The sequence below is a fragment of the Pseudomonas sp. SYWMCR5 genome, assembly GCF_057197165.1.
Genome location: NZ_JBXUNH010000002.1, coordinates 175,049 through 196,095 on the forward strand (window position 1 = coordinate 175,049; position 21,047 = coordinate 196,095).

A 21,047-nucleotide genomic window follows, 5' to 3' on the forward strand; every position below is an offset into this window, starting at 1 on the left:
TCAGTCGGTTTCGACTTCCCGGGTCAGGCTTTCGAACAGTCCGCGCTCGACGCTCGTCTGCTCATCGCGCAGCGCATTGAATGCCGCCACGTCCTGTTCATCGGTGAGCAGCAACGGCTGCAGTTTCCCGTTACTGCTGGGCAGCTCTTGAGCGATCGCTTTCTCCAGGGCCTTCCTGACCGAGGTCGACAACGAAGTGACGGGCTCGAGCTCGACGGTCTCGCCGTTTACTTGCGAAGCGAAGTCGCGGCAGTACTGCAGGTAATCAAGCCCGGGTCGCCAGAACTCGGTGACCGCCTCGAACTGTGAGGCATGGGCACGCCTGAGGCTGAGCTGCCAGGTGGGCTGTTCGACGATCCATTGGCGGGGCCCTGCCGGATCTGTATCCAGACGCGTCACTTCCTTGCTTACGTTGGCCTCCACCTTGTACGACAGGTGGGCAGTCGGCCTGTAGAGCATGTTCTCGCTCGGCTCTGGATAGTCCAAGTCCTCAGCGAGTGCCTGGCGCAACGCCAGGCGAATCTCTATATCGTCGACCAGTCCATCGATCAACACATCGTCCGGAATGGCGTCTGGGTCGTCCAGCTGATCAAGCGCAGGGATGTCCTCGGCACTGTTTTCCAGCCTCCGCTGCAGGCCGACTTTACGCAGCGTGCGCGCAAGGGCGATGCGATCAGCCAGGTTGTTGACCAGCTCTCGCCGGTAACGCTGGCGCAACAAGGCCCATTTTTCACTGAGGGTGAAGTCGCCGTTGCTGATCTTCTGCAAGCTGACCTCCGTTTCCAGTGCGCTGAATGCGTCGGCGCCGGCATCACCGCAAGTGGTGGGATAGTGTTCCGCGACATCGTTGAGCCTTTCACGCAGCTCGGTACTCTCACCTGCTGCTTTGAGCACTGCCCAGACGCGATTGCGCATGGCAGCAGGTTGTTGGCGAGTGTCTGCCGAATCGAGCAACAAGCCCAGCTTGTCCAGCAGTGGCTGGTTTTCGCCAGTTCCGAATAGATTGGCCCAGAGCAGACGTTGTTCTGGCGTGGCATTGGTCTGTATGAATGCCTCTGTCAGGCCGATCACGCCTTCGTTTTCGTGGACAACGAGTTGAATGCGGGCAAGCCCGGCACGGACCTCTGGCTCCAGTCCGTTGTAGTTGAAGGTCCAGCGCATGCCCGCCTGGCGCCTATTGATACCCTCGGCGAAAGGCGTGGCAAGGATATCTTCAAGGTCGGGTAGGGTGTGGATACGGTTCATCGACAGGTCGAGCTGGCGCAGCTGGTAGTGCCTTTGGCTCATCAGGGTCGTCAGCCCCTGTGGCCATTGCTCCAGGTCGCAGCGCGACAGGTTCAGGTGCGACAGCCGAGCCATGTAGCCAACATCAGGCGCTACGCCCAGAGGGTTGGCTCGCAGGTTCAATTGCTGGATGTGGATCATCCCCTGGAAACGCTCGGCACTGGCAGCATCGAGTGTGATGCGGTTGTTGTTCAGCCTGAGGGTATCCAGGCGGCGTGCGGCGAGGAAGTCGATGTTCGCAGCACTCAGGGTGAGTGCATTGTGCCCCAGGTCGAGCTCTCGCAGAGAGGGCAGGCTGGCCAGGGTTTCCTGCATCTGGGGGCTGAGCCTGGTCAATCCGGTGTCTCTGAGTACCAGTCTGCGAAGATTTGGTGCCGCTCGCAGCGCCGTTGCCAGGGAGGATTCGCTGAGCTGCGAACTGTTGAGTATTTCAAGTTCTTCCAGAGCCGGGAAGCAAGTAAGCAGATCGGGGTTCAGTGCCCTCAACCCCAACCGATTGAGGCGCAATGTGCGGACATTCGAGAAGCGCGCCGAAATCTTGGGCAGCGTTGGGGTCTCGCTGCCAATGTTGTGGATTTCCAGCTCGTGCTCCTGCGGATTTCGCCAAGCGTCCATCAGCGCCACGTCTACTCCGCCGGACTCCGTACCAGCATTTCGTGAAGCGTCCACCCATCGGTCGATATCCTGGGTGAGTGTGTGCCACTCGTACTCAAGGCGAGAAATGTTGTTCTCCAATACGCGACCTGTGCCTAGTGGTGCTATCAGGTCATCGATCCGACTTTCGTTGTGTGTTCGGTAAAGCCTGGCGAGCCTTGCTCGCGCCCTGGAGACGCCCCGGCCACTGAGCGGATAGCCCAGCCGACCGTCGCTCAGGCGCAGAGGGGAGCGGAAGCCGGGTCTGACCGGTTGCTGGCCGATCAGTTGGCGGGCCTTGTCTCGGTTGGCGGTGGCGAGCTCGAACAGCGCGGCATCGCTCTTTGGCGGTTGTGTCTGCAGCCCCTCGCGCAGCAGTGCGGTATCGGCAGTCGCCAGATCGGCCTGTTTCAGACCAAGGATGGCACGATCCAGGCGAATGCGGGCTTGCATCAGGCGCGCTTCCTCGGCGACGCGCAGTGGGACGCGTCCATCAGAGCTGCTCATCCGCGCGCGCTCTTGCGGGCTGGCATTTTCGACGATCTCATCCACCGCCACGCCCGGCAGCTGGGAAACTGCCGCGACAAGCGTTCGGCCGCCAACGAGCTGTGCTCGGCCGCAGGCGCGCGGAGGCTGTCGAAGATCGACTGGCGGTTGGCTTCGAGTTGGTTGGCGAGGCGCTCCTGCAAGACCTGGATCCGGGATGCCTGTCCAGCTTCGACCGGCGCAAGACGCGCAGCTTGTTCGGGATCCATCTGAGCCAGCACACTGCTGACCAGTTCGCCATTCTCCAGCTCCTGTCTGCTGAGCTGCACTACATGATCGCCGGGCCTGCTGGCCCTGGGGTAGGTGACGGATTCGCCTGCACGCTCGCTCCCCTTGAAGACTTCCAGAACGTGATCGCTCGGCCATTCCGGCAACTGGGTCAGGGCATTGAGGGCGAAATTCTTGTATGCCGGGAAGCGTGTTCCTTCGCGAACACTGCGTGTCAGGCCAGAGATCTCTTCGCTGGTGCGCAAGCGCTGGAAGGCGTCCAACAACTGTGAAGGTGTTCGACCATCCTCTGCCAATTGATGACGTAGAACGTCCGCGCTCAAGCCGGTGCTGCGCAGCGCCGTGTCGCGTTGCTCTGCACTGAGACTGCGCGCCGCCGAGCCCTGGCGCTGGAGCAGAGTCTCGCGGTCCCATGTCAGGGGATTCTCGTGCGCCACGCGCCAGGCCCCGGCGTCATTGTGCTCAAGCACAGGGCTATAGGCGTTCGGGTCGCTTGGATGGCGAGCGTGCCACTGGCCGTCCATGTCCTGGAACTGCTCGTAGAGGTCTTCGCCCAGGCGGACATAGGTCTTGCCCTGGTAGACATACTGACCCTGTGTATTGGGTTCGAGCTCGGAGGGGAGTTCCAGGTCACTGGCATACCCTGCCATGTTCGGGCTCCACAGCCGCTCCTGGCCATTGACGCTAATGCTTTGCATCGAATCGACAAAGTGCGATTGCAGTACCGCGCCACCGGCCACTGTGCCAATCAGCAAGCCAGCATTGATTACCAGTGACTTCAAGTGTGCGATGGCCTGGGCGTTGTCATTTTCTTCCCAGGCGTGCAGCGCATCGAATACCGAACCCATCATCTGCGCACCGATCACCAGGCTCATGACCGGGTTGAGCCCCGGTATGCAGACGGCCGCAATGTTGAGGATGTCCATGCCGATGACACCCCAGAATTCGAGGCGCTCCAGGCGGGCTTGGGCATTGACATCGGCGGTCGGTACCACAATCGCGCGGGCATCGGCCTTCAAACGTCTGACATGGCGTATCTCCAGTTCCTTCCACGGACTAGACGGCAGGGTCGTCAGGTTCGTGTCCAGGTTGACCGTCGTCCGTGCGGTCAGCGCTGCGTCGTCTGCAGTCGGGTTGCTGTACAGCGCATTGCGCAATCGGCCGTTGAGTTCAGGCTGCACGGCGCGCGAAGTGTATTCGACGAAGGACTGGCGGACCTTTGGATCGAGCAGGCGTGTGCGCAGGTGGATATGGCAGGCGGCCATTGATTTGAATTCTTTCAGCGTCTCGGTGCTGTCCCCAGGGAGGTAGAGCACCACGCACGTAGCCTTGGGCGTCGCAATCGAAATCAGCATGAGTTCGTACAGCTCAAAACCGAAGACACTGAGCGACTGGCACTTGATGCTATAGGGCGCTTGCTTGCTGGCGGGCAGGTCGGCGCAGAGCGTATGCAGGGCAGCGAGCGTGTCGGAAGTGACGTCGCCTTTGAGGTAGGCGATGCGCGCTTGCACCCTCAACTCGTCCTGGCGTGCGCTGATCGAATCTCGGCTGATCTGCTCGGAATTACTGCCATCATAGATGGCGGCCAGGTGCTCCTGGTACTTCTGACCCAGGTCCAGATCGCGGGTTAGAGTGATGAACTTCTTCAGGTCAAGGCTTGGAAAGAATCGGTCATCGTCCTTGGCGAGACGTATACCGGAGAAACGAGGCGTGTCCAGCTCGCTCTTGAAGTTGTGCAGCGCAGCGGCGAGCAAGGAGCGGTACACGGGAGGGCCTGAGGGGAGGTATACCGTTTCCGTCTGGCCGCGTGTTGGTTGTGCGACTTTGGAATCTTGAGTGTAGTACTGCAGGACGTCGACTGACTGCTCCTTGTTCACGACTTTGACCGGCAGCTCCTTGTCGAAGCGCTTTTGCAGCAATGGCCGACAGAAATCGCTGATGCCCTGCAGCCCCGAGAGGCTGGTTTGCAGGGCTCGCAGGCTCTTGGCGCGCTGGTCGAGTGCATTGCGCAGCGCCTGCTGATCTTCGGGGAGTGCCGAGGAGTACCAGTCATACGCGTGACCGCTGGGGTAGAGGTGAGGGCTGCGTTGGGTGTCCAGCAGTGCGCTGAAGTGCTTCGGATGAAGGTCCTTGCTCCAGTTCGGCAAGGTACGCAGGACCTGTGCTTCATGTTGGTTGGTGAGGTTGCTCATGGAGTGCTCCTTTCGTGGAAGCGCCCATTGGACGAGCTGGAGGGAGGCGCGCGTCTGTAGATGGTTAACGCCTGATAGCGAATTGTCCTGCCTGCGAGGGATCGGTTATGGTGCTGCGATGCACTTTCGGAGCTGCGACCAGGAGCTGCCACATGCGTCCCTTTGCCATTCGCCATATCGATCATCTCGTGCTGCGCGTGCGCGATCTTCAGCGCAGCGTCGCGTTTTACCGTGATGTACTCGGCTGCCGGGTGAGCAAGGAGCGCCCGGACCTGGGCATGATCCATCTGGCCACCGGCACCGCGATGATCGATCTGGTGAGCCTGGACGGTGAGCTCGGTCGCCCGGGCGGCGCTGCGGCAGGCGAGAGCGGGCGCAACCTGCATCACTTCTGCCTGCGTATCGATCCGTTCGACGAGCAGGCGTTGACCCGTTACCTGCGTGCTGCCGGGGTCGTGGTCGAGGCTGCGGAGTCGCGATACGGCGCCGAGGGCGAGGGGCTGTCGCTATACTGTTATGACCCCGATGGCAACCAGGTCGAGTTGAAAGGACCTGTCGGCCAACAGCAGCAGGGATGATTCTTTCGATCGCCGGGCAGCCTCCAATCCTCAGTGGATATCCGCGCAATCCCGATTATGCTTCAACGTACCTTGCTGCGATTCTGGGCAGCCTGCCCTGTCGTGCTTCGCGCAACCGTAGTCCTGCTTAGACCCGGGGCCAGGGTGCGATGCTGTTTCTTTTGAGGTGCTCCGGCCTGACAAGAACACGACGGAGGCAACCCATGGCGGCAATCGACAGCACATCGACGGGCAGCGCGCCCCAACGCGGCATCAGTCGGGAGGAGCGCAAGGTCATCTTCGCCTCGTCCCTGGGCACCGTGTTCGAGTGGTACGACTTTTACCTTTACGGCTCGCTGGCGGCGATCATCGCCAAGCACTTCTTCGCCGGCGTCAATGAAACCACCTCGTTTATCTTCGCCTTGCTGGCGTTTGCCGCAGGCTTTGCCGTGCGGCCGTTCGGGGCCATCGTGTTCGGCCGTCTCGGCGACATGATCGGGCGCAAGCACACCTTCCTCATCACCATCATCATCATGGGCCTGTCCACTGCCGTGGTCGGGATATTGCCCAGCTACGCCAGCATCGGCGTGGCGGCGCCGATCATTCTCATCACCCTGCGGCTGCTGCAAGGCCTGGCGCTGGGCGGCGAGTACGGTGGCGCGGCGACCTACGTGGCTGAGCATGCACCGCCCGGCAAGCGTGGCTTTTTCACCTCGTGGATCCAGACCACCGCGACACTGGGCCTGTTCCTGTCGCTGCTGGTGATCCTGACCTGCCGCACGGTGATGGGCACCGAAGCGTTCGAAGCCTGGGGCTGGCGGATCCCGTTCCTGATCTCGATCCTGCTGCTGGTGATTTCGGTGTACATCCGCATGCAGCTCAACGAGTCGCCGGTGTTCCTGAAGATGAAGGCCGAGGGCAAGGCGTCCAAGGCGCCGCTGACCGAATCCTTCGCGCGCTGGGATAACCTCAAGGTGGTGCTCATGTCGCTGCTGGGCGGCACCGCCGGCCAGGCCGTGGTGTGGTACACCGGGCAATTCTATGCGCTGTTCTTCTTGCTGCAGACCCTGAAGATCGACCCTCAGACCGCCAACCTGCTGATCGCAGGCTCGCTATTGATCGGTACGCCGTTCTTCATCCTGTTCGGCAGCCTGTCTGATCGTATCGGGCGCAAGAAGATCATCATGGCGGGCTGCATCATTGCCGCGCTCACCTACTTCCCGATCTTCAAGGGCCTGACCGAGTACGGCAACCCGGATGTGTTCGTCGCCCAGGAGCAGAACCCGGTGGTGGTGATTGCCGACCCGGCGCAGTGCTCGTTCCAGTTCGATCCCGTGGGCAAGGCGAAATTCACCAGTTCCTGCGATATCGCCAAGAGCCTGCTGGCCAAGCGCGCCACCCCCTATGAAAACGAACGTGCAGAGCCCGGCAGTGTGGCGCAGGTGCGTATCGGCGAACGGGTCATTCCAAGCTTCGAGGGCACAGGCTTGGCGGCGGCCGAGCTCAAGGCCCAGGGCGATGCGTTCACCGCGACCCTGACCGGCGCACTGAAGGAGGCCGGCTACCCCGAAAAGGCTGACCCGGCGAAGATCCACTACCCGATGGTGCTGTTGCTGCTGACCATCCTGGTGATCTACGTGACCATGGTCTACGGCCCCATCGCTGCCTGGCTGGTGGAGCTGTTCCCGGCGCGTATCCGCTACACCTCGATGTCGCTGCCTTACCACATCGGCAATGGCTGGTTCGGCGGTTTCCTGCCGACAGTGGCCTTTGCCATGGTGGCGGCCACCGGGGATATCTACTATGGGCTGTGGTACCCGATCGTCATCGCGGTGATGACTGCGGTGCTGGGTATCTTCTTCCTGCCTGAGACCAAGGACCGGGATATCAATCACGCCTGAAGAACCGGCCACTCCTGCAGATCTTGCAGGAGTGGCCTTGTTTTGCAGTCACAGGCCTTCTTCAGGCTGCCAGCCAGTCGTGAATCTGCTCCAGCGTGGCGGTGGCGCCACCGCAGACGATCATCAGCACCTTGTTGTAGTGCGCCAGCCGCCCAGGTGCGTAGGCCAGGGCCAACGCTGCCCCGCAGGCAGGTTCTACCAGGATCCGGTGATCGTGCAGAAAGCGCTCGCAGGCCTGGAGCGCCGCACGATCGGATACCTGTTCGCTGTGCAACGGATGGTGCTGCGCGCAGGCCAGTGCCTGGTCCGCCACACGCTTGGCGCCCAGCGAGGTGGCCACGGAGTTGATGGCCGGCAGTTCCACCGGATGGCCCGCGGTGATGGCGGCATGCAGTGATGCGGCGCCTTCGGTTTCCACCGCCAGAACGGGCACGTCGTGCCAGCCATTGCGCTTGAGCCCTTCGACCACGCCACTGAGCAAACCGCCGCCGCCGACCGACAGCACCACGGCATCGGGTTTGAGCCCGGCCTGGGCGACTTCGTCGATCATGCTGGCATGTCCGGTCCACAGCAGCGGGTCGTCGAACGGATGGATGAACGCATCACCCGCGCCCAGCAAGCCTTGCGCATGCTGGTTGGCTTCTTGCCACGAACTACCTTTGACCACGACCTGGGCGTCTTCGAGCTTCAGCAGTTCGATGGCGCGCGCGCTGGTGGTTTCCGGCACCACCACGGTCACCGGCACGCCGAGCTTGCGCCCGGCATAGGCCACGGCGAGGCCGGCGTTGCCACCGGACGACGACACGAAGTGCCGGGCGCCACGCGCATGGTGCACTTCGCAGGCGTGGCCCACGCCGCGCAGCTTGAACGAGCCCGAGGGCTGCAGGGCCTCGAGCTTGAGCCACAGGGTAGGGCCGGCGGCCAGTGACAGCGGGCGGGATTCGATCAGAGGGGTCTGGACATGCAAGGTCATGGTGGGCTCCGCATTCAGCGTTCGCGGGCAGCCGGCGTGGCATCGCCGCGCAGCTGCTCCAGGTAGTTGTAGATGGTGTAGCGGGTCACGCCCAGAGCGTCGGCCGCCTTCTCGACGCCACCTTTGACGATGAACAAGCCGCGTTCCTGCATCACCCGCACAGCCTCGACCTTGGCTTGCTTGTTCATCCGCCCCCGGCCCGAGCGCTGCAGCGAGTCCTGAATGATCTCGCTCATCAGCAGCGTCATGTCGGCCGCCTCGCGGGGCGGGGATGTGTCTGGGAGGGCGCCGAACGGCTGAAAGTGCTGGAGGAAGGCCATGGCCGCATCGAGGCCGGTGATGTCGGTGTTCACGCACAGGCTTGCGAACGGGTGGCCGCTGCTGTCACGAAAGATTGCCGTGGCACTGCGCAGCGTGCGTCCCTTGAGGGTGGTGGGGTAGTCCGGCAACACCACCGGCTCGCAGCCGTCCTGAGTACGGCCGGCGTGCATCAGTGCCTTGAAGCCTTGGTCCTGTTCTGGTGCGGCGAGGATCGGGCTGCCCACCCGACGGCCCGAAAGATGGCCGTTGACGATGGCGATCACCGAGTGCTCGGGATTGTCCAGGTCGTGCAGGAGGATTTCCAGGTTGCGCGGCGCAACGCTGCCCAAGGCCTGAAGTGCCGCCTTGAGGACGGTGAGGGTGAGATGGCGTTCTTGCTGGAGGGGAAGCGAGGGCATGGGGAATCGCCAGATTCTTAAGTGTGTTGAATTTTACACAAATAGTTGAATCTGGCGAGTGTGGATTGCCTTCGAGCCTTTAACCTAGCGCCGGAGTGCGCGGTGGAATCACCCGGCGCGAGCCAGTGGCTTCGAAACCTGCGGCAAAGCGCAGCAGGGCATTGTCGTCATAGGCTCGCCCAGCGAAGGTCAGGCCCACCGGCATGCCGATGTCGGCCATCACGCCCATCGGCACGGTCACTGTCGGCACACCCAGGTGACGGATCGCCAGGTTGCCATTGGCGACCCAGATCCCGTTGCTCCAGGCGATGTCTGCCGAGGCCGGGTTGATATCGGCATCGGCCGGGCCGACATCGGCGACGGTGGGGAACAGCACTGCGTCCAGCTTGTGCTCGTCCATCCAGTCTTCCAGGTCCATCTTGCGCGTCTGCTCCAGGCCGCGCAGGCCATCCGGGACAGTCGCGATCTGGTCCCAGGACTTGAGGCCACGCTTGGCCATGTTGACGTATTCGTCCATGCCGGCTGCCAGGTCGTCCTCGCGGTTGGGCAGGGTGCCCGGATCGTGCGGGAAGATCTTCGGCCCGTCGACGTCAGCCAGGCGGTTGAGCTTGGGGTCGTCGTTGGCGCGCAGGAAATCGTCGAAGGCCCAGCCGGACAACTCCCACAGCTCGTCATGCAGGAATTCCTTGCTGACGATGCCGCGGTTGTACACGGTCGGTGCGCCCGGGCGATCCCCCTCGCAGTTGGAGACCAGCGGGAAGTCGGTTTCCACCACTTCGGCGCCTGCCGCCTCCAGCGCCTTGCGGGCTTGCTCCCAGAGGTCGATGACGCTGGCGCGGGTGTTGATGCGCTGTCCGGTCGGGCCACCGATGCCTGGTTTTTCCGACGTGCCGGCCTCGGCGTCGGCATTGATGTACATGCGCGGTACGGCAAAGCGCTTGCCCTTGAGCGCGCCGGCGCCGACGGCGAGGTCGAGGTAACTGGCCGGGCGCACGCTCGAGGCTGTCGGGATCGGCACCCAGGGTTGCATGCGCCATAGGTCGCCACGGGTGTCGGCGTCGTCGGCCACCACCACGTCGAGAATTTCCAGCAGGTCGGCCATGGTCCGTGCGTACGGCACGACCACATCCATGGTTGGCGTGAGCGGCCAGTTGCCGCGCACCGAGATCACCCCACGCGACGGGGTGTAGGCGCACAGGCCGTTGTTCGAAGCAGGTCCACGACCGCTGGACCAGGTTTCCTCGGCCAGGCCGAAGGCGCTGTAGCTCGCCGCAGTGGCGGTACCGGCGCCGTTGGAGGAACCGGAGGCGAAGGGCGCGGTGAGGTAGGCGGCGTTGTACGGGCTTTCGGCGCGGCCGTAGACGCCCCGCTGCATGCCGCCGTTGGCCATGGGCGGCATGTTGGTCTTGCCCAGGCAGATCGCGCCGCCAGCGCGCAGGCGCTCGACGGTGAAGGCATCGCGCTGGGCGACCAGGTGCTCGAATGCCGGGCTGCCGGAGGCGGCGGTCAGGCCCTTGACCAGGTAGCTGTCCTTGGCGGTGTAGGGGATGCCGTCCAGCGGGCCCAGGGTGGTGCCGGCAGCGCGGCGGGCGTCGGAGGCCTCGGCCTCCTTGAGCGCTTCGGGGTTGCGCACCACGACGGCGTTCAGCGCGGTGGCGGTGTCGGCTCCATCGTAGGCGTCGATGCGGGCCAGATAGGCCTTGACCAGTTCGACCGCCGTCGTGCGGCCGGACTCGAGCGCGTTGCGCAGCTCGGCAATGGAAACCTCGGTTACCTCGATCATGCTGTCACCAAAATGTACAGGTGGATTTTATGCAGGCGAGTGTACAAGAAGCCCTGCGCGGGCGCAGGTTTGCACCAGGGAAAAACCTGTTTGCAGCACGGCATGTGCCGGCAGGCGGGCGTGCGGCGTGGGGGCATGTTCTGAAAGATTCAGAAACATCCGATATGTCACGACGGGTAAAACCATCAGCGTCTACCGTTTGTCGTAGCTAACCGTGCGCATTAAGCGCCCTGATGGAGATTACCCGTACATGGCAAGTTCGCCCGAACAACCTCGCAAGCCCACCATCAACCCACCGGTTTTCTGGATTTCCGCGATCCTGCTGCTGATCCTGGTGCTGTACGCCAGTGTGTTCCAGGCCCATGCCCAGGCGCTGTTCGCGCAGATTCAGGGCTGGATCATCGGCAATGTCAGCTGGTTCTACATTCTCGGGGTGGCGCTGATTCTCGGCACCGTGGTGTTTCTGGGTGTCAGCCGCTATGGCGATATCAAGCTCGGCCCCGACCACAGCACCCCCGACTACAACAACGCCACCTGGTTCGCCATGCTGTTCTCCGCAGGCATGGGCATCGGCCTGATGTTCTTCGGTGTCGCCGAGCCGGTCATGCACTTTCTCAAACCGCCCATTGGCGAGGGCGGGACGGTGCTGGCTGCCGGTGAGGCGATGCGCATTACCTTCTTCCACTGGGGCCTGCATGCCTGGGCGATCTACGCCATCGTCGCGCTGATCCTGGCCTACTTCAGCTACCGTCATGGCCTGCCACTCACTCTGCGCTCGGCACTCTACCCGTTGATCGGCGAGCGTATCCACGGCCCCCTGGGGCATGCCGTGGACATCTTCGCGATCATCGGCACGGTGTTCGGCGTGGCCACCTCACTGGGCTTTGGCGTGTCGCAGATCAACACCGGGCTCAATGCGCTGTTCGGCGTGCCGGTATCCACTCCTATCCAGATCGCGCTGATCATCGGCACCACCTTCCTGGCCACCCTTTCGGTGATGTCCGGGCTGGACAAGGGCATTCGTCGCCTCTCCGAACTCAACCTGGGCCTGGCCGTGCTGCTGTTGCTGATGGTCATGCTGCTGGGCCCCACCGTACTGATCCTGCAGACCTTCGTGCAGAACACCGGCGGCTACCTGAGCGAGATCGTCAGCCGTACCCTCAACCTCTATGCCTACCAGCCCACCGACTGGATTGGTGGCTGGACCCTGTTCTATTGGGGCTGGTGGCTGGCCTGGTCGCCCTTCGTCGGGCTGTTCATCGCGCGCATCTCGCGCGGGCGCACCATCCGTGAATTCGTTACCGGCGTGCTGCTGGTGCCGACTGCGTTCACCCTGCTGTGGATGACGGTGTTCGGCAATACAGCGATCCACATGATCCTTGACGAGGGGTTGACCGACCTGGCCGCGGCGGTGGAGCAGGATACGTCGCTTGCACTGTTCGCCTTCCTCGAGCATTTCCCCTTCGCCAGCATCATCAGCACCCTGGCGGTGGTGATGGTGGTGGTGTTCTTCGTCACCTCGGCCGATACCGGCGCGATGGTGGTGGACATGCTGGCCTCCGGCGGCAAGGAGGGCACACCGATCCGCCAGAGGATCTTCTGGGCCTCGAGCATGGGCATCGTCGCCATCGCACTGCTGCTGGCCGACGGCCTCAAGGCGCTGCAGACCGCGACCATCGCCAGTGCGCTGCCGTTTACCCTAGCGTTGCTGCTGAGCATGCGCGGGCTGCTCAAGGCGCTCAAACTCGACGCCACCAAGCGTGACCTGCGCTACCAGGCGCTGGCTATCTCGCCGACCGCTTCGCGTGCTGCGGGCAACTGGCAGCGACGTCTGCGCACCCTGGCGATGTTCCCGCGCCGTTCACATGTGCAGCGCTTCATCGCTGACGTAGCGCTGCCGGCCTGTCAATCGGTGGCCGAGGAGTGGCGTCGCCAGGGGTATGAATGCAGTGTCGAGGAAGGCGAGGGTGGCCGAGTGACGCTCAAGGTAGGGCCGAGCGATGAGGTGTTCGTCTACGAGATTCGTCCACGCGCCTATGCCATGCCCAGCTTCGTCCTGAGCGATGCCGCCGGGGAGGAGCGCAAGTACTTCCGTGCCGAAGTACATTTGCGTGAAGGTGGCCAGGACCACGATGTGATGGGCTGGTCGAAGGACGAAGTGATCGGCGACATTCTCGACCACTTCGAACGGCACCTGCACTTCCTGCACCTGGTGCGTTGAGCCGGGCGCCCGCGAAGCGGGCGCCACGACGTCGAGCTCAATCCAGGTCGGCCGCTGAATGCCGCTCCGGCAACTGGCTGGCCTCATCGCCCCAGGTGCGGTTGACCCGGGTGCCGCGCTGCACGGCCGGGCGCTGGGCGATCTCTTCGGCCCAGCGCTGCACGTGCGGATATTCGTCCACCGCCAGGAATTCGGCCGCGCCGTACAGGTTGCCGCGCACCAGCTGCCCGTACCACGGCCATACGGCGATGTCGGCGATGCTGTACTCGTCGCCACCCAGGTAACGGCTCACCGCCAGGCGTCGCTCGAGCACGTCGAGCTGACGCTTGGCTTCCATGGTGAAGCGGTTGATGGCGTACTCGATCTTCTCCGGCGCATACACATAGAAGTGGCCGAAACCACCGCCCAGGTAAGGCGCCGAGCCCATCTGCCAGAACAGCCAGTTCAGGCTTTCGACGCGGGCGGCTGGGTCTTTCGGCAGGAAGGCACCGAACTTTTCCGCCAGGTGTAGCAGGATCGAACCGGACTCGAACACCCGCACCGGCGGTTCGACACTGCGGTCGAGCAGGGCCGGGATCTTGGAATTCGGATTGACCTCGACGAAGCCGCTGGAGAACTGGTCGCCATCACCAATGCGGATCAGCCAGGCGTCGTATTCAGCGCCGCTGTGCCCCAGAGCCAGCAGCTCTTCGAGCAGGACCGTGACCTTGACGCCGTTGGGCGTGGCCAGCGAGTAGAGTTGCAGGGGATGCTTGCCGACGGGCAGGTTCTTGTCGTGGGTGGGGCCGGCGATCGGGCGGTTGATGCTGGCGAACTGGCCGCCGGCTGCGGCGTCGTTTTTCCAGACCTTCGGTGGGACGTAGGGGCTGCTGCTCATCCGATTAAATCTCCTGATGGTCTTCGATCCCATTGCGATCGCCTGATGCGATCAGGGTGCGATTGGCCAAGACTAGGGCAGGAGAAGTGGTCAAGGGAAGTGAAGTATTGCGCAGGTGTTATAACCGCTGCGCGTCTGCCAGCGGCTTGCAGACGCGCAGCGGGCTGCATCAGGCCACAGGGATCAAGGGGGCGGCTGCGGCGAGGGCGGCCGCGCGTTCGGCCGCAGGTGGGTAGATCCAGATGCTTAGGCCAGGGTCGCCTCGCTGCCATCTGCGCTGCGATAGCCGACGCGCTGGCCTGCCTCGTCGATGTGGTGGGCCGTGCCTTGTACGAAGCGCACGTTTACTGCGTCGAACAGCGCCTGCAACGGGGCAGCCATCTGGTGAACGTCAGGCTCGTAGAAGCGTGGGCGGATGTGCAGCTCGGCCTGTGGTGCGAGCACCGTGATCTGGACGTCGTCGCGTCCGTGCAGGTCGAGCTGGCGCGCAGCGCCCAGGGCGCTCCAGAGGCCGGCAAAGCCTGCGCCGAGGATCAGGATCTGTTTCATCGTTGTGCTCCTGGAAAATTCCGGATACCGCAAATTATGGGTGTTGTCGGAAACGGGCACGGCATGCGATGACGCAGGAAGGGGCGCTCGAACGGCTGGCGGCGCAGTGCGGTTCGCCTGACTGGCCGAAGTCGATGATAAGGCTTCCCGTCGGCGCACGGCCGTGGCCCGACAGGCGTAGCCGCAAGGCTCGATCTGTCACGGCGATGCTACGTGCGCTGCCGGGCAAGCCCTAGGTCAAAGATCCCTGGATTTCGGCCAGGGGCACGCTACGTGCGAAACGGGCGCGATAGTCGCGCGGGCTGACCTGCAGGTGGCGCTGAAACGCCAGGCGCAGCCTTTCTTCGTTACCGAAGCCGCACAGGCGGGCGATCTGCTCGATCCGCTGCGCCGAGTTCTCCAGCAGGCGGCGCGCGGCTTCCACGCGAAACAGCTCGAGGGTCTTGGCGGGAGTTCGCCCGGTCTTCTGCTTGTACACCCGGGTGAAGTTGCGCAGGCTCATGTTCGCCTGCTCCGCCAGGCGTTCGACGCTCAGGCGCGGGTCGCCCAGGTTGTCGTTGAGCCATAGGTGCAAGGCTTCGAAGGCGCCGCTGTCTTCGCCCTGGGCCTTCAGCAGTTCGCTGAATTGGGTCTGGCCGCCGGGCCGCTTGAGAAATACCACCAGCTCCCGCGCTGGCGGGATGGGTCATGGGCATGTCGACGCAGGAAGGACGTCTACATGGTACTGCACCGCGAGCGAGGCCGCGGTGCCAAGCTGCCGGGTGGCGTGCCTTGCAAGTTCAGCACCAGCCGTGCGCTGCGGATCGCTCATCAGTGAGTAGGCATTGCTGAACTGGCGCCCGTCGGCACCTTGCATCTGCACGATGACGTGGCTGCCACCGCTGGAGGCCGGCAGTTCTTTGCCGAGCGGTATCGGTTGCCGGGTTGAGGGGCGCAGGGTGGTGTCGCGCTCTTCGCGAGCAAGCTCGCTCCTACAGAGAGCGGGCTTGCTGCGAAGAGGCCTGTCAGTGTGCGCCGGCAGCCTTGCTCAGGTCACTCTCGGCCCACTCGGTGTACACGCAGGCATCGGCCACCGCCCAGCGTACCTTGACCGTATCGCCCGGCTGCATCGGCATGCCCGCCGCCGACAGCGCCTTGACCGTCATTTCTGTACCGCCTGCCGTCACCACGTGGCAGGTCTGGCTTTCGCCAAGGAACAAGACTTCGCCGACCTTGGCGTTCACCTCGTTCCAGCCAGCGGGCAGCGGCTCGCGGGTCGCCTGCTCGGTGCTCAGCGCCAGGGCCTTTTCCGGGCGGACCATGATCAGTGCATCCTGGCCCGCGGCCAGCCCTGAGGTCAGGCGAATGGCCAGCGACTGGCCCTCGAACGCCGCCGCGCCATGGCTGCTGGCGGTGACCCGGAGGAAGTTGGAGTTACCCAGGAACGAGGCGACGAAGGCGTTGGGTGGGTTCTGGTAGAGGTCGTAACCGCTGCCCAGGCCGACGATCTTGCCGTGGCTGAAGATAGCGATGCGCTGGGACAGGCGCATCGCTTCTTCCTGGTCATGAGTGACGTAGACGATGGTGATGCCCAGGCGCCGGTGCAACTGGCGCAACTCGTCCTGCAGGTCTTCGCGCAGCTTTTTGTCCAGAGCACCGAGGGGCTCGTCCATCAGCAGGATGCGCGGCTCGTAAACCAGCGCCCGGGCGATCGCCACCCGTTGCTGCTGGCCGCCGGAGAGCTGGGCCGGGCGTCGGTGTGCGAAGGTTTCCAGCTGCACCAGTTTGAGCATGGCGTCGACGCGCTTGGCGATCTCGGCGCTGCCCAGCTTGCGGATGGCCAGTGGGAAGGCGATGTTATCGCGCACGCTCAGGTGCGGGAACAGCGAGTAGCGCTGGAACACCATGCCGATGTCACGCTTGTGCGGCGGCACGTTCACCAGCGAGCGGCCTTCGACCAGAATCTCGCCGCTGCTGGGGGTCTCGAAGCCGGCCAGCATCGACAGGGTGGTGGACTTGCCCGAGCCGCTGGAGCCGAGGAAGGTGAGGAATTCGCCGTCCTGGATGTCCAGGCTGATGTTGTCGACCGCGGCGAAGTCGCCGTAGTGCTTGTTCAGGTTGCGCAGGGTGACCAGGGTCTTGCCGTGCGCGGCTTCTTTGATGACTGCACTCATTATTGTTGTCTCCGGCACTCAGGCGTTGGTTTCGTTGCGACGGCGCAGGGCGCTGGCGATGAACATGACCAGGATCGACAGGCCGATCAGCAGCGTCGAGGCCACGGCGATCACCGGGCTCAGGTCCTGGCGCAGGGTGGTCCACATCTTCACCGGCAGGGTCTGCAAGTCGGGGCTGGCCATCATCACGCTGAGCACCACCTCATCCCACGAGACCAGGAAGGCGAACAGGCCGCCGGCGATCATGCCCGGGCGGATGGCCGGGAAAGTCACCTTGACGATCGCCTGCAGCCGCGAAGCGCCGCAGATCACCGCAGCATCCTCGATCGATTGGTCGAACAGCTTCAGCGAGTTGATGATCGAGATGATGGTAAAGGGCAGGGCGACGATCACGTGGCTGACCACGAAGGCGAACAGCGTGCCGGTGTAGCCCAGCTTCAGGAACAGCGCGTAGACCGCGACCGCGATGATCACCAGGGGCACGATCATCGGCATGGTGAACAGGCCGTAGAGCAGCTCGCGTCCGGGAAAGCGCCCGCGTACCAGGGCGAAGGCGGTCGGCAGGCCCAGGGCCACGGCGGCGAAGGTGGTCAGTACGGCAACCTTGAGGCTGGCCAGCGCGGCGTCCATCCACTCGGGGTTGGAGAAGAACTGGTCGTACCATTTGAAGGTCCAGCCGGGAGGCGGGAACACCAGCCACTGAGAGGAGCCGAACGACAGCAGGACGATGAACACCACCGGCAGCAGCAGGAAGGCGGCGATGATCCCGGTGGTCAGGTACAGGCCCGTGCGCAGCGGGCGACCCATGGCGTTGGGGGACAGGAGCATGAAGAATTACCTCGCATTGCCGACCGGGGATTCCGGCTGCAGCTTCAGGTACAGGTAGAAGAGCACCAGGGTTATGACCACCAGCAATGCCGCGGCGGCGCTGGCCAGGCCCCAGTTCAGGAACGACTGCACCTGCTGGATGATGAACTCGGGCAGCATCATGTTCTGCGCACCGCCCAGCAATGCCGGGGTGACGTAGTAACCGAGCGACATCACGAACACCATCAGTGCACCGGAGAACAAGCCTGAGCGGCACAACGGGATGAACACCTTCCAGAAGTTGGTCCAGGGGCTGGCGCCGCAGATCGAGCCGGCCTGCAGCACCATCGGGTCGATGGCCTGCATGGTCGCCTGCAGTGGCAGCACGATGAACGGGATCATGATGTAGCTCATGCCGATCACCACGCCCGTGAGGTTGTGCACCATCTCCAGCGGCGCATCGATGATGCCCAGCGCCATCAGCAGCTTGTTGATCACCCCCGAGCCCTGCAGCAGCACCAGCCAGGAGTAGGTGCGGGCCAGCAGGCTGGTCCACATCGACAGCAGCACGATGTTCAGCAGCCAGCGACCCCAGCCGCGAGGCACCAGGGTGATCGCCCAGGCCAGCGGAAAGCCCAGCAACACGCTGATCACGGTCACCAGGCCCGCCACCGAGAAGGTGTTGAACAGCACTCGGGCGTAGGCTGAGTTGGCGAACAGTTGCTCGTAGTTGCCCAGCCCTGGCACCGGCTCCAGCACCCCGCGCAGCAGCAGGCCGATCAATGGCGCGAAGAAGAACAGGCCGAGGAACAGCAAGGCCGGCAGCAGGTTGCGGCTGCCACGCCAGCGCTGGCTCAGCGGCGGTCGGCGCACCGCCGCGCGTGGGGCGCCGGTGCCGGGGTCGGCACCTTGAGCGTTGTGCAGGGCGTTGATGGCGACTTTCATTTGACCAACCACTCATTCCAGCGCGCGGCGATTGCCTGGCCGTTCTTGGCCCAGTAGGCGAAGTCGAGGGTCACCTGGTCCTGGGCATAGGCGGTTGGCAGGTTGGGTGCGAGTTTCTTGTCGAGTTCGGCCACGCTGTCGAGGTTGACCGGGGCGTAGGCGGTAAGGTTGGCGAAGTCGGCCTGGCCCTTGGCGCTGCTGGCGTTGGCCAGGAACTTCATGGCCGCGTCCTTGTTCTTGGCACCTTTGGGGATGACCAGAAAGTCGGCCATGACCAGATTCTGCTTCCAGCTCACGCCCACCGGGGCGCCGTCCTGCTGCAGGGCATAGACGCGGCCGTTCCAGAACTGCCCGAGTGCTGCTTCACCAGAGGCCAGCAACTGTTGCGACTGGGCACCGCCGCCCCACCAGACGATGTCTTTCTTGATGGTGTCGAGTTTCTTGAAGGCGCGGTCCAGGTCCAGCGGGTAGAGCTTGTCGGCAGGCACGCCGTCGGCGAGCAGGGCCAGCTCAAGCACGCCGGGGCTCGGCCACTTGTACAGCGCGCGCTTGCCGGGGTAGGTCTTGGTGTCGAACAGCGCGCTCCAGTCGACCGGCTTGTTGGCGCCGAGCTTGCCCTCGTTGTAGCCGAGTACGAAGGAGAAGAAGAACGAGCCGACGCCATGGTCGGAGACGAAGCGCGGGTCGATGCGATCACGCTGGATGGTGGAGAAGTCGAGGGGTTCGAGCAGGCCTTCGCTGGCGGCACGCAGGGCGAAGTCGGCTTCGACATCGACCACATCCCATTGCACGTTGCCGCTTTCGACCATGGCCTTGAGCTTGCCGTAGTCGGTCGGGCCATCCTGTACGACCTTGATGTTGCTGCTCTTGCTGAAGGGGTCGGCCCATGCCTGTTTCTGGGCGTCCTGGGTGGTGCCGCCCCAACTGACGAAGTTGAGGCTGTCGGCGGCCTGGGTGGCCTGGCAGGCCAGGGCTAGCAGGCTTGCGGACAGCACAGCGGTGACTCGTTTGCTCAACAGCATGGTTACGCCCTCGTTGCTTTTGTTATTCGAGGCGGGGCTTTTGTCGCGCCCGCCAACTGTGTTCGGGAGCAGCTATTTCAGGTGGTTCGTGGCCGTTGTGTGATTGTAGGTGTGGCCGGCAGATTTAAGGTCTACGGGATATCATATTATGGTATTCCAAGATTTTGGCAAGCGTTCGGTGTTACCGGCGATCACCTGCGACATTGCAGGGCGCGCTGAATCGTCATTTCTCGCTGTAGGAGATGTCTATTTCGTGCCTGCTAAGGAAGTAGATCTCTTTGCGCCTGTTAGGTTTGCGCATTCCTCAAGCAACGGAGTCTGCGCATGCTTCGCGTCAATCTGAATGGCAAAGGTCAAGCGCTGGACGGCGACATGACCTCCACCGGCGCTGTGTGTATCGCAAGTGGTATCAACTATCAGGCGAACGATCGCGCCGTGCTGCGGCAGGGTGACAGCACTACGCCATGCCCTGTGTGTGGTGAGGTCGGCACCGTTGTCGAAGGCGTACCGTGGTTTGTGTCCTACGGTCGCCCTGTGGCCGTGGACGGGGCGTTGGTCGCTTGTGGATGCCCGAGTGGCAGCAATCGCGTGGTGGCTCCTCTAGACCATGGAGTGGCGGCAGGTCGTGCGAGGCTGACCTCGGGTGCTTTTAAGGCAAGCAACTCACCATCGCCTGCACCGGCTGCGGCTTCAATGAAATCGAACCTCTACGCAGGCCAGGGGGCTCAGTTCTCTGCACTGGAGCCTGGCTTCTACATCGTGCCGCGCAGCATGTCCGGCCCTCAGGTGCTGGCCCGACTGCTGTCGCAAGACTCAACGCTCCCCATCGCTCGGCTACAGCGGCTGAACCCTACCTTCGAACACGGCTTCAAGGCGGGTGAGATCTTTGTTGTCGGTAACCCTGACAATCTCCAGGCGTGTACTCACGAAGAGGCGCTACTGATGCAGGCTGCCGAACGCGCGCGTGGGGCCTTGGCGACTCTCAGCGAGGCAGAAGCCAACTTCATGATGGAACACATCGGGGAGATTGCCGGAGTTTTGAGTGGAGCAAGCAGTTCCATGGGGGTGGGCAAGGACATGCTTGATCAGGGCTTGGGACGTGTCAAGGACACGCTCAAGGGCATCGAAGCATTGCACCAGCGGCAGTTCATACTGCATGGCCATTTGCACAGCCCCGAGTTCTTCACTTCACGCCAAGCCTTGTATAAGCAGCTCAGTGCGCAATTGAGCAGCTCGTTCCTGCACAAACGATTGAACCTGGGGGCTACGAGACGTTGCGCCGGGACCTGGGTATTTCGCCGAAGAGCTTGGTGCATCACTGGAAAAAGGCCGGAGGGCCGGGGCAGATACCGGGATATGCAACGCACTTGGATGAAGTGGCGAAAACAGCGCGATATTTGAAGTATGGGGGGTATGTGGCGATTGGACTGGGTGCGACAGCTTCGTATCTGAAGGTGCAAGAGGCTTGTCGGTCTGGAGAGACCGATGAGTGTCGCAAGGTGCGCTTTACCGAAACGGGCGCTTTTAGCGGGAGTCTAGTAGCAGGTTTTGGTGGCGGTATCGCTGCGGGCAAGGTGGCTAACTTGGTCTGCCATTTTGGGGTGTGGGGAAAAGCAGTTTGCGGTATCGCGTTGGTAGGGGCGGGTTCCGTTGGTGC

The 21,047-nt window shown here is 63.1% G+C and carries 14 protein-coding genes and 2 pseudogenes; 4 read left to right on the top strand and 12 right to left on the bottom strand.

What is annotated here, in order from left to right; translation table 11 throughout:
• Positions 1-2,424 carry an NEL-type E3 ubiquitin ligase domain-containing protein gene (locus tag AC2CGW_RS06715; RefSeq protein WP_484573739.1) on the bottom strand — a complete coding sequence of 808 codons (2,424 nt, stop codon included), beginning with the start codon at positions 2,422-2,424 and terminating at the stop codon, positions 1-3.
• A complete protein-coding gene (locus tag AC2CGW_RS06720) occupies positions 2,421-4,883 on the bottom strand; it encodes a dermonecrotic toxin domain-containing protein (RefSeq protein ID WP_484573740.1) in 2,463 nt (820 codons plus the stop codon). Before AC2CGW_RS06720 ends, AC2CGW_RS06715 begins: the two co-directional genes overlap by 4 nt.
• Positions 4,884-5,035: 152 nt before the next feature.
• Here AC2CGW_RS06720 and AC2CGW_RS06725 point away from each other — a divergent pair, with 152 nt between their 5' ends.
• The gene (locus AC2CGW_RS06725) at positions 5,036-5,461 is read left to right on the top strand and encodes a VOC family protein (protein ID WP_186710558.1); all 426 of its coding nucleotides are present in this window, start codon (positions 5,036-5,038) and stop codon (positions 5,459-5,461) included.
• A 203-nt stretch (positions 5,462-5,664) separates the two neighbouring features.
• Entirely contained in the window at positions 5,665-7,341 is a 1,677-nt protein-coding gene (locus AC2CGW_RS06730) for an MFS transporter (RefSeq protein WP_186664228.1), read from the top strand.
• Between the two features lie 61 nt (positions 7,342-7,402).
• Here AC2CGW_RS06730 and AC2CGW_RS06735 read toward each other — a convergent pair whose 3' ends face one another.
• The 3 genes from AC2CGW_RS06735 to AC2CGW_RS06745 all read right to left on the bottom strand — a co-directional run bounded on the left by AC2CGW_RS06735 (position 7,403) and on the right by AC2CGW_RS06745 (position 10,816).
• Entirely contained in the window at positions 7,403-8,314 is a 912-nt protein-coding gene (locus AC2CGW_RS06735) for a pyridoxal-phosphate dependent enzyme (RefSeq protein WP_186664230.1), read from the bottom strand.
• A gap of 14 nt (positions 8,315-8,328) precedes the next feature.
• Complete coding sequence (locus tag AC2CGW_RS06740) at positions 8,329-9,033, bottom strand: helix-turn-helix transcriptional regulator (protein WP_186664232.1); 705 nt, start codon at positions 9,031-9,033, stop codon at positions 8,329-8,331.
• Between the two features lie 79 nt (positions 9,034-9,112).
• On the bottom strand, positions 9,113-10,816 hold the full coding sequence (locus AC2CGW_RS06745; RefSeq protein WP_484573741.1) for an amidase: 1,704 nt from the start codon (positions 10,814-10,816) through the stop codon (positions 9,113-9,115).
• Between the two features lie 250 nt (positions 10,817-11,066).
• Between AC2CGW_RS06745 and AC2CGW_RS06750 the strand changes: the two genes are divergently transcribed.
• A complete protein-coding gene (locus tag AC2CGW_RS06750) occupies positions 11,067-13,037 on the top strand; it encodes a BCCT family transporter (protein WP_186664236.1) in 1,971 nt (656 codons plus the stop codon).
• A gap of 37 nt (positions 13,038-13,074) precedes the next feature.
• On the opposite strand, the gene yghU is transcribed toward AC2CGW_RS06750, so the two are convergent.
• From yghU to AC2CGW_RS06785, 7 genes and pseudogenes are all read right to left on the bottom strand, one after another.
• Positions 13,075-13,914, bottom strand: coding sequence for a glutathione-dependent disulfide-bond oxidoreductase (yghU, locus tag AC2CGW_RS06755; protein WP_484573742.1), 840 nt, complete (start codon positions 13,912-13,914; stop codon positions 13,075-13,077).
• A 252-nt stretch (positions 13,915-14,166) separates the two neighbouring features.
• Positions 14,167-14,463: pseudogene (locus AC2CGW_RS06760) on the bottom strand (NAD(P)/FAD-dependent oxidoreductase); the annotation flags it as partial.
• Between the two features lie 232 nt (positions 14,464-14,695).
• Positions 14,696-15,136 (bottom strand): annotated as a pseudogene (locus AC2CGW_RS06765) (helix-turn-helix domain-containing protein); the annotation flags it as partial.
• Positions 15,137-15,467: 331 nt separating this feature from the next.
• Positions 15,468-16,616, bottom strand: coding sequence for an ABC transporter ATP-binding protein (locus tag AC2CGW_RS06770; RefSeq protein ID WP_186720413.1), 1,149 nt, complete (start codon positions 16,614-16,616; stop codon positions 15,468-15,470).
• Between the two features lie 18 nt (positions 16,617-16,634).
• Positions 16,635-17,444: an ABC transporter permease gene (locus tag AC2CGW_RS06775; RefSeq protein ID WP_186664240.1), complete on the bottom strand. Its 810-nt coding sequence runs from the start codon at positions 17,442-17,444 to the stop codon at positions 16,635-16,637.
• 6 nt (positions 17,445-17,450) lie between these two features.
• A complete protein-coding gene (locus tag AC2CGW_RS06780; RefSeq protein WP_054890793.1) occupies positions 17,451-18,368 on the bottom strand; it encodes an ABC transporter permease in 918 nt (305 codons plus the stop codon).
• Positions 18,365-19,390: an ABC transporter substrate-binding protein gene (locus tag AC2CGW_RS06785; protein ID WP_186664244.1), complete on the bottom strand. Its 1,026-nt coding sequence runs from the start codon at positions 19,388-19,390 to the stop codon at positions 18,365-18,367. The genes AC2CGW_RS06780 and AC2CGW_RS06785 overlap by 4 nt, the downstream gene beginning before the upstream one ends.
• Positions 19,391-19,714: 324 nt before the next feature.
• Here AC2CGW_RS06785 and AC2CGW_RS06790 point away from each other — a divergent pair, with 324 nt between their 5' ends.
• Positions 19,715-20,791 carry a PAAR domain-containing protein gene (locus AC2CGW_RS06790; RefSeq protein WP_484573743.1) on the top strand — a complete coding sequence of 359 codons (1,077 nt, stop codon included), beginning with the start codon at positions 19,715-19,717 and terminating at the stop codon, positions 20,789-20,791.
• Positions 20,792-21,047: the final 256 nt, after the last annotated feature.

Bases quoted from the DNA above. Each gene is read 5' to 3' on its own strand.
- AC2CGW_RS06780 (WP_054890793.1), bottom strand. From the start codon at position 18,368: ATGAAAGTCGCCATCAACGCCCTGCACAACGCTCAAGGTGCCGACCCC.
- AC2CGW_RS06740 (WP_186664232.1), bottom strand. From the start codon at position 9,033: ATGCCCTCGCTTCCCCTCCAGCAAGAACGCCATCTCACCCTCACCGTC.
- AC2CGW_RS06745 (WP_484573741.1), bottom strand. From the start codon at position 10,816: ATGATCGAGGTAACCGAGGTTTCCATTGCCGAGCTGCGCAACGCGCTC.
- AC2CGW_RS06730 (WP_186664228.1), top strand. From the start codon at position 5,665: ATGGCGGCAATCGACAGCACATCGACGGGCAGCGCGCCCCAACGCGGC.
- yghU (WP_484573742.1), bottom strand. From the start codon at position 13,914: ATGAGCAGCAGCCCCTACGTCCCACCGAAGGTCTGGAAAAACGACGCC.
- AC2CGW_RS06790 (WP_484573743.1), top strand. From the start codon at position 19,715: ATGCTTCGCGTCAATCTGAATGGCAAAGGTCAAGCGCTGGACGGCGAC.
- AC2CGW_RS06720 (WP_484573740.1), bottom strand. From the start codon at position 4,883: ATGAGCAACCTCACCAACCAACATGAAGCACAGGTCCTGCGTACCTTG.
- AC2CGW_RS06770 (WP_186720413.1), bottom strand. From the start codon at position 16,616: ATGAGTGCAGTCATCAAAGAAGCCGCGCACGGCAAGACCCTGGTCACC.
- AC2CGW_RS06750 (WP_186664236.1), top strand. From the start codon at position 11,067: ATGGCAAGTTCGCCCGAACAACCTCGCAAGCCCACCATCAACCCACCG.
- AC2CGW_RS06775 (WP_186664240.1), bottom strand. From the start codon at position 17,444: ATGCTCCTGTCCCCCAACGCCATGGGTCGCCCGCTGCGCACGGGCCTG.
- AC2CGW_RS06735 (WP_186664230.1), bottom strand. From the start codon at position 8,314: ATGACCTTGCATGTCCAGACCCCTCTGATCGAATCCCGCCCGCTGTCA.
- AC2CGW_RS06725 (WP_186710558.1), top strand. From the start codon at position 5,036: ATGCGTCCCTTTGCCATTCGCCATATCGATCATCTCGTGCTGCGCGTG.
- AC2CGW_RS06785 (WP_186664244.1), bottom strand. From the start codon at position 19,390: ATGCTGTTGAGCAAACGAGTCACCGCTGTGCTGTCCGCAAGCCTGCTA.
- AC2CGW_RS06715 (WP_484573739.1), bottom strand. From the start codon at position 2,424: ATGAGCAGCTCTGATGGACGCGTCCCACTGCGCGTCGCCGAGGAAGCG.